The following is a 13,523-nucleotide window of genomic DNA, read 5'->3' as shown; positions in this document are numbered from 1 at the left end:
GGCACGGCAGGTACCCGTCGTCGAAGGAGGCTCCGGATGGGTGTCCGGGCGTGGATCGAAGGGTGGCCCGCGGTGCGGCAGATCGCCGGGCGGGACCCGCTGGGGCGCGGAGCGGCGGCGAAGTCGGACCGCAGCCGCATGCTGCGGGCGCGGACCGAGGACGCCGACCGGATGGTCAGATCGGTCTGCCCCTACTGCGCGGTGGGGTGCGGCCAGCAGGTCTACGTCTCGGGCGAGCGCGTCGTCCAGATCGAAGGCGACCCGGATTCACCGGTCTCGCGGGGGCGGCTGTGCCCGAAGGGCGCCGCCAGCCACCAGCTCGTCACCGCGTCCGACCGGCAGACGGCGGTCCGCTACCGGCGCCCGCACGGCACCGAGTGGGAGGACCTCGACCTCGACACCGCCATGGACATGATCGCCGACCGGGTCATCGAAACCCGGCGGCGGACCTGGGAGGACACCGACGAGAACGGGCGGGTGCTGCGCCGCACCCTCGGCTTCGCGAGCCTGGGCGGAGCGACGCTGGACAACGAAGAGAACTACCTGATGAAGAAGCTCTACACCGCCCTCGGCGCTGTGGAGATCGAGAACCAGGCGCGTATTTGACACTCCTCGACCGTCCCCGGTCTGGGGACCAGCTTCGGCCGCGGCGGCGCGACCACGTTCCAGCAGGATCTGCAGAACTCCGACTGCATCATCATCCAGGGCTCGAACATGGCCGAATGCCACCCCGTCGGGTTCCAGTGGGTGATGGAGGCCAAGGCCCGCGGCGCCACGATCATCCACGTGGACCCGCGGTTCACCCGGACCAGCGCGCTGGCCGATATCCACGTTCCGCTGCGGGCAGGCACCGATATCGCCTTCCTCGGCGGGCTGATCAACCATGTGCTCTCCCGCGACCTGTGGTTCCGGGAGTACGTCATGGCGTACACGAACGCACCGATGATCGTGCGGGAGGACTTCCGCGACACCGAGGACCTGGACGGGCTGTTCTCCGGCTTCGCGGAGCAGACGCGCCACTACGACCCCTCCACGTGGCAGTACGAGGGGGCCGATGTCGCCGCCGCCGCCGGACAGCGCGACCAGTGGGCGCTCATGCACCGGGACGAGGAGGCCGGGGAACGGTCCGCCGCGGGCAGGCGCACCGAGAAGGCGTCGTCGATGGAGACGGCGGGTGCCGCGGGCGGCCGGTTCCACGGCCACCCGGAGCGGGACGAGACGCTGCAGCATCCGCGCTGCGTCTTCCAGGTGCTCAGGCGCCACTTCGCCCGCTACACCCCGCAGCTGGTGGCCGACGTCTGCGGCATCACGGAGCGGGAGTTCGAACGGGTGGCCGACGCGCTGACCGCCAACTCCGGGCGCGAGCGCACTACCGCCTTCGCCTACGGGGTCGGCTGGACCCATCACACCGTCGGCGTGCAGTACATCCGCACCGCGGCGATCTTGCAGCTGCTGCTGGGCAACATCGGGCGGCCCGGTGGGGGGATCCTCGCGCTGCGCGGACACGCGTCGATCCAGGGCTCCACCGACATCCCCACCCTGTTCAACATCCTTCCCGGCTATCTGCCGATGCCGCACGCCCACGAGCACCTCGACCTGGACGGGTACGTCTCGGCCGACGCGGGGAGCAAGGGCTACTGGGGCAACATGGACGCCTACGCCGTGAGCCTGCTCAAGGCATGGTGGGGCGACGTCGCCACCGCAGACAACGAGTACTGCTTCGGCTATCTGCCCCGGTTGACCAGCAGCCACTCCAACTACGACACGGTCGTCAAGCAGGTCGAGGGCAGCTGCGAGGGCTACTTCCTGGTGGGGGAGAACCCGGCCGTGGGCACCTCCAACTCGCGGATGAACCGGTTCGGGCTCGCGAACCTCACGTGGCTCGTGGTCCGCGACTTCAACATGATCGAGAGCGCGACGTTCTGGAAGGACGGCCCGGAGATCGACTCCGGCGAGCTCACCACCGAGGACATCGCCACCGAGGTGTTCTTCCTCCCGGCGGCCGCGCACGTCGAGAAGGACGGCAGCTTCACCAACACCCAGCGGATGCTGCAGTGGCACCACAAGGCCGTCGAGCCGCGGGGCGACCAGCGCAGCGAGCTGTGGTTCTACTACCACCTGGGACGGATCATCCGGGAGAAGCTGGCCGGCGCTGTGTCTCGTGAGACACCCACCCCCGAGCAAGCCGAGCGGGACCGCCCGATCCTGGATCTGACCTGGGACTACCCGACGATCGGCGAGTTCGCCGAGCCGGACGCCGAGGCCGTGCTCGCCGAGATCAGCGGATGGGACGGCGAGGGCAGGCCGCTGTCGTCCTACACCCAGCTCAGGACCGACGGATCCACCCGCTGCGGCTGCTGGATCTACTGCGGCTCCTATGCCGAGGGCGTCAACCAGACCGCCCGGCGCAAGCCGGGGCGCGAGCAGTCGTGGGTCGCGCCCGAATGGGGCTGGGCGTGGCCATTGAACCGGCGCATCCTCTACAACCGTGCCTCCGCCGATCCGGACGGCGCGCCGTGGAGCGAACGCAAGGCCTACCTCTGGTGGGACGCCGAGCAACGGAAATGGGTCGGCCACGACGTGCCCGACTTCCAGGCCACCAAGCCGCCGGACTATCGACCCCCGACCGACGCGGAGCGCGAGGACGCGATCGGCGGCAGCGAGCCGTTCATCATGCAGGCCGACGGACGCGGCTGGCTGTACGTGCCGACCGGGCTCGCCGACGGGCCCATGCCCGCGCACTACGAGCCCGCGGAGTCGCCGGTGGCGAACCTGCTGTACGGGCAGCAGGCGAACCCGGCGCGGCGGGTCTTCCCGCACCGGCTCAACCGGTACGCGCCGAGCGGCGAGACGCCGGGCTCGGAGGTGTACCCGCATGTGTTCACGACCTACCGGCTCACCGAGCACCACACGGCGGGCGGGATGAGTCGCTGGCTGCCCTACCTGTCGGAGCTGCAGCCGGAGTTCTTCTGCGAGGTCTCCCCCGCGCTGGCCGCAGAGCGCGGGCTGGAGCACGGGGGGTGGGCGACGCTGGTCAGCCCGCGGGCGGCGATCGAGGCCAGGGTGCTGGTGACCGAACGGATGCGGCCGGTCACGGTCGGCGGGCACACGATCCATCAGATCGGCCTGCCCTACCACTGGGGCGACAACGGGCTCTCGACCGGCGACTCGGCCAACGAGCTGCTGCCGATCGTGCTCGACCCGAACGTGCACATCCAGCCGACCAAGGCCGATACCTGCGATATCCGGCCGGGCAGGCGCCCGCGCGGCCGCGCCCGCCTCGCGCTGGTGCAGGAGTACCAGCGCCGCGCCGGCATCACCGCCGAGACCGGCACCGAGGCCGTCACGAGGCGAGGAGGACCGTCGTGAGCTTCACCCTCGACGAGCGGCTGTCGGCCCCGCTCATGGACCCGGCCGCCGAGGCCGGGTACGCCGAGCATCCGCCACGGATGGGCTTTTTCACCGACACCTCGGTGTGCATCGGCTGCAAGGCCTGCGAGGTCGCGTGCAAGGAATGGAACGCGATCCCGGAGGGCGGCCTGGACCTGACGGGGATGTCCTACGACAACTCCGTGGGGCTGGGCGCCTCGACGTGGCGGCACGTCGCGTTCGTCGAGCAGGCGACGCCGAACCGGGATGCCGTCGACCTGGGGATGCCGTCGGTGCCCCAGGGGGCGCTTCAGGACGACCGCGAGCTGCGGTGGCTGATGGCATCGGACGTCTGCAAGCACTGTACGCACGCGGCCTGCCTGGATGTCTGTCCCACCGGATCGCTGTTCCGGACGGAGTTCGGCACCGTGGTGGTGCAGGAGGACATCTGCAACGGCTGTGGCTACTGCGTCCCGGCCTGCCCGTACGGGGTGATCGACCTCCGGCCCGGCGACGGGCGGGCCTGGAAGTGCACGCTGTGCTACGACCGGCTCGGCGCCGGACTCGAACCCGCGTGTGCGAAGGCCTGCCCGACGGACTCCATCCAGTACGGGCCGCTGGACGAGCTGCGCGACCGCGCGGCGGAGCGGGTGGACGCCCTGCACGAGGCCGGCGCGGAGCAGGCCCGGCTCTACGGGCACGATCCGGCCGACGGCGTCGGCGGCGACGGCGCGTTCTTCCTGCTGCTCGACGAGCCGGAGGTCTACGGGCTGCCCCCGGATCCGGTGGTGACCACCCGGGACCTGCCGGCGATGTGGAGGCGGGCCGCGGTGGCGGCCGCGGGCACGGTGGCCGCGGTGGCGGCCGCGTTCCTGGGATGCCGGCGATGAGCCCGCGGGAGCAGCCGGCCGTGCCGCCGGCCGAGGCGCGCCGGGCGCCGGACTTCCGGTCCTACTACGGCAGGCCGATCCTGAAGCGGCCCACCTGGAAGAATCCGGACGTCCCGGTCTACCTGTTCGCCGGCGGCCTGGCGGGCGCCTCGGCCGTGCTGGCCGAGCTGGCCGCGGCCACGGGACGGCCCGGGCTCGCCCGCACCGCGCGGCTCGGCGCGGCGGGCGGGGCGCTCGCCGGTGCCGGGCTGCTGGTCCACGACCTCGGGCGGCCGGCTCGGTTCCTCAACATGCTGCGCATGTTGAAGATCACCTCGCCGCTGTCGGTGGGCTCGTGGATCCTCGCCCCGTTCTCCGGGCTCACGACCGCGGCCGCGGCCGCGGAGCTGACCGGAGTCGCCCCGGCGCTCGGGCGGGTAGCGGGCGTGGGTGCGGCCGCCCTCGGCGGGCCGATGACCACCTACACCGCCGTGCTGCTCAGCGACACCGCGGTGCCCGCCTGGCACGACGCGTACCGGGAGCTGCCGGTGGTCTTCGCCGCGAGCGCGGTATCGGCGGCGGGCGGGCTCGGGCTGCTCGGCGCCGGGGCGGGTGAGAACGCCCCGGCCGCGCGGCTCGGGGCAGGTGGAGCGGCGGTGGAGCTGGCGGCGAGCGCCGTGCTGGAACGCAGGCTCGGGGAGATCGGCGCGAAGTACTCGACCGGCCGGGCCGGACGCTGGATGGCAGCGGCCCGCGCGCTGAGCGCCGCCGGGATGGTCGGGGCCCTGACCGGGCGGGGACAGCGCCGCGTCGCCGCGGTGTCCGGGCTCGCGCTGCTCGCCGGTTCCCTCGCCCTGCGGTTCGGGGTCTTCCACGCCGGGATGGCCTCCGCCGCCGATCCGCGCGACACCATCGTCCCGCAGCGCCGCCGGTTGGACGCCGCCCGCCCGGCCGGGACGGAGCCCGGCCCCCAGCCGTCGCCGACGCGTGGGGTCACCACGACCTAAGCTTCGCGCATGGCCATCGAGTCGACCATGCTCGCGCTGGGCACGCCCGCCCCGCCGTTCGCCCTGCCCGACCCCGCCAGCGGCGCAACCGTGTCTCTCGACGACGTCCGGGATGCGCCTGCGCTGGTGGTGACCTTCCTGTGCAACCACTGCCCGTACGTGCAGCACGTCGCGGCCGGGCTCGCCGCGCTCGGGCGCGACCTCGCCGCCCAGGGTGTCGGGATGGTCGCGATCTCCAGCAACGACGTCGCGACCTATCCGCAGGACGGCCCGGAGCAGATGGTCGCCGAGGCGGCCCGGCACGGCTGGACGTTCCCCTACCTCTACGACGAGACCCAGGACGTCGCCCGGGCCTACTCGGCGGCGTGCACCCCCGACACGTTCGTGTTCGACGGCGAGCGCCGGCTCGTCTACCGCGGTCAGCTCGACGACGCGCGACGCGGCAACGACCTTCCGGTCACCGCCGCGGATGTCCGCGCCGCGGTCGACGCCGTGCTCGCCGGCCGCCCGGTCGACCCCGACCAGAAGCCGTCGATCGGCTGCGGCATCAAGTGGCGCTGACGCGCGCGGGACCCAGCCTCGGGACAGCTCCTCGGCCCGCTCCGGTCCCCGTTCACGGCGTGGGCTCCGCCGAGGCGTTCAGGCGATCGTGAACGGGGGCAGCAGGCCCCGCTGCACCAGGGCTCGGTTGATCTCGTCCAGGCCCTCCATGGCGGAGACGGCGAAGCTCCGAAAACTCCCTGCGGTGACGAAGTCCTGCTGCCCGAAGCGCTCCTGCAGGGCGGCCAGGACCAAGCCGTAGTAACGATCACTGACGTGCAGGAGGCGCCGCTCGAACGCGTCGGACGCTTCGCGGCGGGTCGCGCGCAGGAAATCGGCCGGCGCGAGATCGCGCAGGGAATCCCGCAGGGCCGCGAACGCCGCAGCGTGCGTGGGGCCGTCATCGACGATGACGGCCCGCAGCTCGTCGAGGAGTTCCCCCTCGAACACCGGGTGGGACGTGACCGCTGTCCGCAACCGCGCGTACCGCTCGTCGGCGGCCGAGGCGATCCCTTCACCACATTCGATGATTCGTTCGAGCTGCGCCGGACCGGGCGGGCCGAGGGTGATCTCGGCGACCGAGTTGCTGGCGATACTCCCAGCCCGCCCCGGCTGCGCGGACCGTCCGGCGTCGACGAGTCCACGGTTGACTCCTTTCAGGTGGAACATCTCGCCCTGGGCGAGCACGGAGGCCGCGGCGGCCGCAGCGCGCCCCTGCCTGGTCGTTGCTCCCCCTTCCTCGGCCTCCAGGTCGTGACCGAGCGCACAGCACACCGACAGGTACTCGACGACGAGCGCGTGCTCTACGGTGGCGAGGAACCCCAGCTCGTCGAGGACCTGCTCGCGACTCAGCCGTCCGCTCGCCATGCCCTGCTCTCCCGTTGGCATCCCTACCTCCCCGTCAGCCCGTCGTACTCGTGGACTGATACTGCTGCTCACGGGCGAACCAGGGAACGACCAGCGGCCGCCGGCGGAGCCGGGTCCGTTCCGCGCAGTTCATCTGTTTCGGCGACCCCTGGGGCGCATGCCCACGGCTCGACCCGGCGAACGGTTGTGATCAAGAGATTCGCCGTCCCTCACGGAGAGATCGAAGATCCCGAAGTCGGAGGCGTACCCGGAAACGTTCGTTCCTTGTCAGACTGTCCGGCCGTCAGCTATATTTCTCCCCCGTCGTTTCCCTTCGGCTGCGGGGGTCCAGATGTCCGAGGGCGAGAGGTACTCACTCAGGGACGCTGACATCGGCGACTACCTGAGGACGAATAGCAATTTCTTCCGAGACGCCATGAGTCACGCCGACTCGCTCATGGAACGGACCAAGGACGCGGCAGACTCGGACGAGGTCGCCGTCCCCGTCGAGTCGCTCAGGATGATGCGACAGGCGATGGTCGCGATGAGCAAGACGATCAACGACACCACGTTGCCCGTCGAAGAATCCCTGTTCAATGGTGACAAGGGTGCAAACTGCGACTACAACCCGTTCCGAAAGATCAACATATAGGAGCTGAGCACGAATTGAAGAAGAAGCTTCCGCACTGATTCGCGAGAGAGCGACATGTCGTTCAATCGTGAGTACACGGAGGCGCTTGATCGCTTGATAGCTCCTTGCGCCATCGAGGACTTCATCGATTCGATATGGGAGAGCCGGCACCTCCACGTGGTCCGCGAGCAGAAGGGCGAGCGCCACAGAAACCTCGACGACTTGATCTCCATCGATGATATCGACGAGCTTCTCACGGGAACCTACGCAGCGGGGCAGCGCCGGTGGGACTCGGTCCGGTTGGGTAAGGACGGCGAGCTGCTTCCGCCTGACCAGTTTTTGAGCAATCGCAACTCATCATTCGCTCAGGTCGACGTCGAACGGGTACTCGCCCACTATCGCCATGGCGCATCGATCATCCTCAACAACATCCAGGAAGCACATGCCTCCGTCGCGCGACTATGCAACGACGTGTCGCGGTTCTTCGGCGTCCCGGTACACGCCAACGCCTATCTCACTCCACCACATGCCCAAGGGTTCCCTCTCCATTTCGATTCCCACGATGTGTTTCTGCTCCAGGTCGCGGGCGAGAAGCACTGGAACATCTACGACGCCATCATTCTGCTTGCCAACGCGACCCATCAGCGGGATACATACGACGCGCCCGCCGCCCCGCCGACCCGGCTACACCTCAAACGCGGCGACGTTCTGTACCTGCCGCGTGGTCTGTTGCACGAAGGATTGACGACAAGTGAGATGTCGTTGCATCTGACGATCGGAGTACATCCCTACACGTGGTCGGATCTGTTACACGACATCGTCTCGGCCCTCGCCCAGAAGGACGTTGACTTCAGGCGTTCGGTCGCGCCGAGCCTCGTCTTCGTGGATGAGTTCCACGACCGACTCGAGAGATCATTGCTCGCTCTCTCAGCTCGGCTCGCCGACACGAGCCATGCTCGGCGGGTGGCAGATCGCAGGCTCCAGGAGGTGCGAGCGCTCCGGCGGGGTGACCATCATGGCGCGCTTTCCCAGGCTGTTCGGTCACGTCCGGTCGCGGCGGAGACGGTCGTCCAGCTCGTCCGGGGACTCGACCCCGTGATCCAAGAGATGGGAGAGCGGATGACCGTGAGCTTCGCGTCCAAGACGTTGGTCCTGCCCCGCGTCGTCGGTGCGCAGGTCGCGGCGCTCTGCAGCGGTGCTCCCTCCTGCGCTGCCCAACTGCCACCGACGCTCGACGAGGACGGGAGGTTGGTTCTCGTACAGCGGCTGGTTCACGAAGGGCTGTTGGAGGTGCTCCGGCCGACAGAATAGGCATTCTAACTGAATCCGCCCGGTTGACGGCGGTACGGGATGAACGAGTCGTACTTGGGGGAGGGCTGACGTGGCGACACAACAAGAGACACTCTTACGGCGGGCGACGACCGTGCGACGAGTTGACGCGCTTTTTCGGGCGATGTCGACCGATTTCCTGCTGCGCGAGCAGTTCATCACCAATCCGACACAGGTGCTCTGCGAATATGTTCATGGAGAGCGGCTGCCACCCGACCGGGCCGAGATCTGTAATCAACTGCTGTACGCCATCGTATCGGACCGTAAGCTACTTGTCTGGTTTCACGAATACGCGTACGAGCGCCGCGGCAAAGTACCGACCGGCGAAGAGTTTGTGCAAGCCTTTTCACAGGCGGTTGTCGACCGGAGCTCGAAGAACGTCGTCCAAGCGTTGCTGAAATGCGCTGGCCAGGACAAGGAGCTGTACGGCTTCGACGAAGATCTGCTGCATTTTCTGATGGATGTCGGCGCGATCCGGGCGGGACTGACGAGGGACATCGGCACGGATGTCGCAGCAGCCGAAGCCGTCGCAGCAGACGATGCCGTCGCAGCAGGAACTCTGACCGCCGTGACGTGGTCGACATTCGTCGGCACGGGGACGAGTACCAGCCCCAGCACCGGAACGGATCCGTTCACCCGAAGCCCCTTCACGCGGCCAACGACCGCGGTCGTCTTGATGAATGACGAGTTCGGTCCTGACTACGTCATGGTGACGCTCGACGCGCTCGCCGACTACGCCTTCCGACTCAAGGAGACGGGAGCGCTGGGACCGACATGAGGAAATGGGCTACTCATGGTGGCCGGTGAGCTCGTACGAGCCGGGCACATGCTTTCGCGGGAGGGGCCAGGGCCCCGGCAAAGTCGCGGTGATCGGGCGCTGAGCTGCGGCGACACGCGGATGTAGGGACGAAGACGGGCACGGTTCTGACGTGATCATGAGGGTGTCTAAGTCCTTGATCACGTCAGGAAGCCCGTGCCCGCACTGTCAGTGTCCCCGATCGTTGCTGTCCTGGAACACCTGGAGGTCGAACACGATGCGGTGAGCGTCGCACCGGTCACCGACGTGGCGGTGTTGTCGCTGGTAGACGCGTTGGCGCAGGTGCCGGACCCGCGGAAGCCGCGCGGGGTCCGCCACGGTGTACTCGCCGTGCTGCTGCTGGGGGCGTGCGCGGTGTTGACCGGGGCCCGCTCGTTCGCCGCGATCGCCGAGTACGCCCACGACGCCGGCGCCGCGGTACTGGAGGTGCTCGGGGTGGGCGTGGTGGCGCCGCACGAGTCGACGATCCGCCGCGTCCTGCAGCGGGTCGACGCCTCGGCGCTGGAAGCGGCGTTGCAGCCCTGGGTGCTGGCCCAGCTCGAGGCCCAGTCTGTCCCGGCGGGCACACCTCGCCGGGCACAGCGGCGCGTGCTGGCCGTGGACGGCAAGACCCCGCGCGGCGCCCGCGTCCGCGCCGCCGACGGCGGCGGCTGTCTGCCGCATCTGGTGTCGGTGCTCGACCAGGCCAGCGGTGTCGTGCTCGGCCAGGTCCAGGTCGAGCCCCACGGCAGCGAGATCACCGCGTTCACCACCGTGCTCGACCAGCTTGACCTGCACGGCGTGTTGGTCACCGCGGACGCTCTGCACGCTCAGCGCGGCCACGCGGACTACCTGCACCAACGCGGCGGGCACTACCTGATGACGATCAAGGCGAACCAGCCCACACTGCTGTCGCGGCTGCGCGCGCTGCCCTGGGCGCAGATCGGGGTTGCCGCCCGCGAACGCGCCCGTGGGCACGGCCGCGTCGAGACCCGCACGATCAGCGTGGTCAGCCTGCACCCCTGCCCCGATCTGGGCGCAGAGTTCTTCCCGCACGCCGCCCAGGCGATCAAGCTGGTGCGCCGCCGCCGACCGCTACACCCCGGCGCCACGTGGAAGACCGAGACGGTCTATGCGATCACCAGCCTGACCGGCACCGATGCCGACCCGAGCCTGCTCGCGCGCTGGATCCGAGGCCACTGGTCCATCGAGAACCGCCTGCACTGGGTCCGCGATGTGTCCTTCGACGAGGACCGCGCCACCGCCCGCACCGGTCACGCTCCACACGTCATGTCCACGCTGCGGAACCTCGCGATCACCGCGCTGCGGCTATCCGGCGCCACCAACATCGCCGCCGCGCTCCGCCACCACGCCCGCAACCCCCTCCGCCCACTGATCACCTACAAGATCACGTGACGACTTTGCCGGGACCCTGCGGTCAGCGCCGTTCGGAGAGTGCGTAGTACAGCGCGGCGACGTCCTCGACGGGCAGCCGGGTGCCCTTGCGGGCTGCCACCTCGGCCACGTCGATGACGTCGAGCAGCCCGTAGCTGTACACCAGCTGCGCCGCCTGCCGGGCCAGCTCCGGAGGAGCGCCGTCGGCGGCGAGCTCCTCGGCATGCGCCTCAACGGCATCGCGCTCCCGGCCTCGGAGCAGTTCGGGCAGCTGTTTGCGCAACTCGGCGACGGCCGTCGCGAAGCGCGTGATCTCGGCGTTGACGGCGAGTGGTTGGGGGCGGTTGGTGAGAAACCAGCGGGAGGCCCGGTCGAGCAGCCGGCGCGACTCCAGCACGATCCGGTCCGCCAGCGCGGTGGGGATGTCGGCGGACCGGGCCGTCGCCCACAGCCCGGGTAGCTCGAACACCGCGGTGGTCACGGCGTAGGCGCGCGCCGCGTCGGCGGCGTCGGTGGCCAGCTCCTCGCCCAGCCGGAACGCGTAGCTGAGCCCGCCGCCGTCGACCATCTCGTTGACCAGCAGGGTGGTCAGGATCTCGCGGCGCAACGGATGGCCGGCCAGCGCGGCACCGAACCGGTCGCGCACCGGGCGCGGGAAGTACTCGGCCAGCCGGGGGGCGAACGCCGCCGCGTCGGGCAGCTCGGTCTCGAGGATCCGGGCGGTGAGGTCGAGCTTGACATGCGCGAGCAGGGTGGCCAGCTCCGGGCCGGTCAGGCCGTGGCCGGCGGCTGCCAGCGCGGCGAACCCGGCCGGGTCGGGCAGCGCCTCCAGCTCGCGGTCGAGCCCGCGCCGGGCGACGAGCTCGCCGACCAGCCGGGCGTGCACCCCCACCATCGCCGGCGTGTGCGCCCGGGCCACCCCCAACACCGCGTTCTGGGCCCGGTTGTGCGCCAGCACCAGCCCGGCCACCTCCTCGGTCATCGCGGCCAGCAGCCGGTCCCGGGCCGCGCGGTCGAGCTGGCCGGTCGCGACGAGGCGGTCGAGCAGGACCTTGAGGTTGACCTCGTGGTCGGAGCAGTCCACCCCGGCGGAGTTGTCGATCGCATCGGTGTTGATCTTCCCGCCGCGGCGGGCGAACTCGATCCGCCCGCGCGGGGTGAAACCGAGGTTGCCGCCCTCGGCGACGACCTTGACCCGCAGGTCGCGGGCGTCGGCGCGGACGGCGTCGTTGGCCTTGTCCCCGACCGCGGCGTGGGTCTCGGTACCGGCCTTGACGTAGGTGCCGATCCCCCCGTTCCACAGCAGATCCACCGGGGCGGCCAGGATCGCGGCGATCAGCTCCGGCGGGCTGAGCGCCTCCACGTCCGGGTCCAGCCCCAACACCGCCCGCGCCGCCGGGGCCAGCGGCACCGTTTTGACCGTGCGCGGCCACACCCCACCGCCGGCACTGATCAGCGCCCGGTCGTAGTCGTCCCACGACGAGCCCGGCAGCCCGAACAGCCGGGCCCGCTCGGCGTAGCTCGTCGCCGGGTCCGGGTCCGGGTCGAGGAACACGTGGCGGTGGTCGAACGCGGCGAGCAGCCGGATGTGCCGCGAGCGCAGCATGCCGTTGCCGAACACGTCACCGGACATGTCCCCGATGCCGACGACGGTGAACTCCTGGCTCTGGGTGTCGACGCCGAGCTCGGCGAAGTGCCGCCGCACGCTCTCCCAGGCGCCGCGGGCGGTGATCCCCATGGCCTTGTGGTCGTAGCCGACCGAGCCGCCGGAGGCGAACGCGTCGCCCAGCCAGAACCGGTAGGACGCGGCCACCGCGTTGGCCAGATCGGAGAACCGGGCGGTGCCCTTGTCGGCCGCGACGACCAGGTAGGGGTCGTCGCCGTCGTGGCGCACCACGTCCGGCGGCGGCACGGTCGTGCCGTCCACCAGGTTGTCGGTGACCTCCAGCAGGCCCGCGATGAAGCTGCGGTAGCCGGCCTTGACCTCCTCGGGCCCCGGCGCGGGCGCGCGCACCACGAACCCGCCCTTGGCGCCCACCGGCACGATCACCGCGTTCTTCACCGCCTGCGCCTTGACCAGCCCCAGGATCTCGGTGCGGTAGTCGGCCGGCCGGTCCGACCAGCGCAGCCCGCCCCGCGCGATCGGCCCGAACCGCAGGTGCACCCCCTCCACCCGCGGCGCGTAGACGAAGATCTCGAACCGCGGCCGGGGCGCGGGCATGTCCGGCACCGCAGCCGGGTTGATCTTGAACGAGAAGAACTCGCGCCCGCGGAACCAATTGGTGCGTAGTGTCGCGGTGATCAGGGCGAGGTACCCCCGCAGGATGCGGTCGGCGTCGAGCCCGACGACGGCGTCGATCAGCGCCCCGACCTCGGCGAGCGCGGCGTCCACGACCGCGGCACGGTCCGCGACCGCGGGGTCGCACCGGGCCCGGAACAACCCGACCAGCCCGCGGGCGATCCCCGGGTGCGCGGCCAGCACCTCGGCCACATACCCCAGCCCGAACCGGCTCCCCAGCTGGCGGGCGTAGCGCCCGTAGGCGCGCAGCAGCGCCGCCTCCCGCCAGTCCAGCCCGGCCCGCAGCACCAGCGCGCTGAACCGATCCGACTCCGCCGCCCCCGCCCAGGCCGCCCGAAACGCCGCGCAGAACCCGGCCGCCACCCCGGCCGCCTCCCGCCCGGCCAGCCCGCGGCGGGTCGCCTCGTCCAACCGCAACCCGAAGTCGTACAACCAGCACCGG

10 protein-coding genes are annotated in these 13,523 nt (G+C 70.3%); 8 read left to right on the top strand and 2 right to left on the bottom strand.

Annotated elements, in window-relative coordinates; translation table 11 throughout:
* The first annotated feature begins 36 nt into the window (after positions 1-36).
* Genes fdh through G567_RS0113635 form a run of 4 tightly spaced genes read left to right on the top strand, consistent with a single transcriptional unit; the run spans position 37 to position 5,806 of the window.
* Positions 37-3,369, top strand: a complete 3,333-nt coding sequence (gene fdh, locus G567_RS0113650; RefSeq protein WP_161631704.1) for a formate dehydrogenase — start codon at positions 37-39, stop codon at positions 3,367-3,369.
* Positions 3,370-3,404: 35 nt separating this feature from the next.
* Entirely contained in the window at positions 3,405-4,259 is an 855-nt protein-coding gene (locus G567_RS0113645) for a 4Fe-4S dicluster domain-containing protein (RefSeq protein WP_084796145.1), read from the top strand.
* Complete coding sequence (nrfD, locus tag G567_RS0113640; RefSeq protein ID WP_028930436.1) at positions 4,256-5,245, top strand: NrfD/PsrC family molybdoenzyme membrane anchor subunit; 990 nt, start codon at positions 4,256-4,258, stop codon at positions 5,243-5,245. Before G567_RS0113645 ends, nrfD begins: the two co-directional genes overlap by 4 nt.
* A 9-nt stretch (positions 5,246-5,254) precedes the next feature.
* Positions 5,255-5,806 (top strand): thioredoxin family protein, encoded by a 552-nt coding sequence (locus G567_RS0113635; RefSeq protein WP_028930435.1) that lies wholly within the window; start codon positions 5,255-5,257, stop codon positions 5,804-5,806.
* A gap of 78 nt (positions 5,807-5,884) precedes the next feature.
* Here G567_RS0113635 and G567_RS0113630 read toward each other — a convergent pair whose 3' ends face one another.
* Positions 5,885-6,673 carry a hypothetical protein gene (locus tag G567_RS0113630; RefSeq protein WP_147201344.1) on the bottom strand — a complete coding sequence of 263 codons (789 nt, stop codon included), beginning with the start codon at positions 6,671-6,673 and terminating at the stop codon, positions 5,885-5,887.
* A gap of 310 nt (positions 6,674-6,983) precedes the next feature.
* Here G567_RS0113630 and G567_RS0113625 point away from each other — a divergent pair, with 310 nt between their 5' ends.
* The 4 genes from G567_RS0113625 (at position 6,984) to G567_RS0113610 (ending at position 10,803) form a co-directional block, all read left to right on the top strand.
* Positions 6,984-7,283 (top strand): hypothetical protein, encoded by a 300-nt coding sequence (locus G567_RS0113625; RefSeq protein ID WP_028930433.1) that lies wholly within the window; start codon positions 6,984-6,986, stop codon positions 7,281-7,283.
* Between the two features lie 54 nt (positions 7,284-7,337).
* Positions 7,338-8,573 carry a cupin domain-containing protein gene (locus G567_RS0113620; RefSeq protein ID WP_028930432.1) on the top strand — a complete coding sequence of 412 codons (1,236 nt, stop codon included), beginning with the start codon at positions 7,338-7,340 and terminating at the stop codon, positions 8,571-8,573.
* 70 nt (positions 8,574-8,643) lie between these two features.
* Complete coding sequence (locus G567_RS0113615; RefSeq protein ID WP_147201343.1) at positions 8,644-9,369, top strand: hypothetical protein; 726 nt, start codon at positions 8,644-8,646, stop codon at positions 9,367-9,369.
* Positions 9,370-9,564: 195 nt separating this feature from the next.
* Positions 9,565-10,803 (top strand): ISAs1 family transposase, encoded by a 1,239-nt coding sequence (locus tag G567_RS0113610; RefSeq protein WP_211223920.1) that lies wholly within the window; start codon positions 9,565-9,567, stop codon positions 10,801-10,803.
* Between the two features lie 22 nt (positions 10,804-10,825).
* On the opposite strand, the gene G567_RS0113605 is transcribed toward G567_RS0113610, so the two are convergent.
* A partial coding sequence (locus tag G567_RS0113605; RefSeq protein ID WP_028930429.1) for an NAD-glutamate dehydrogenase domain-containing protein occupies positions 10,826-13,523 on the bottom strand: 2,698 nt, incomplete at its 5' end.

The organism is Pseudonocardia asaccharolytica DSM 44247 = NBRC 16224 (assembly GCF_000423625.1).
GTDB classification, from domain to species: domain Bacteria; phylum Actinomycetota; class Actinomycetes; order Mycobacteriales; family Pseudonocardiaceae; genus Pseudonocardia; species Pseudonocardia asaccharolytica.
The sequence above is the reverse complement of the archived record's forward strand: the minus strand, read 5'-3'. Positions and strand labels throughout refer to the sequence as shown.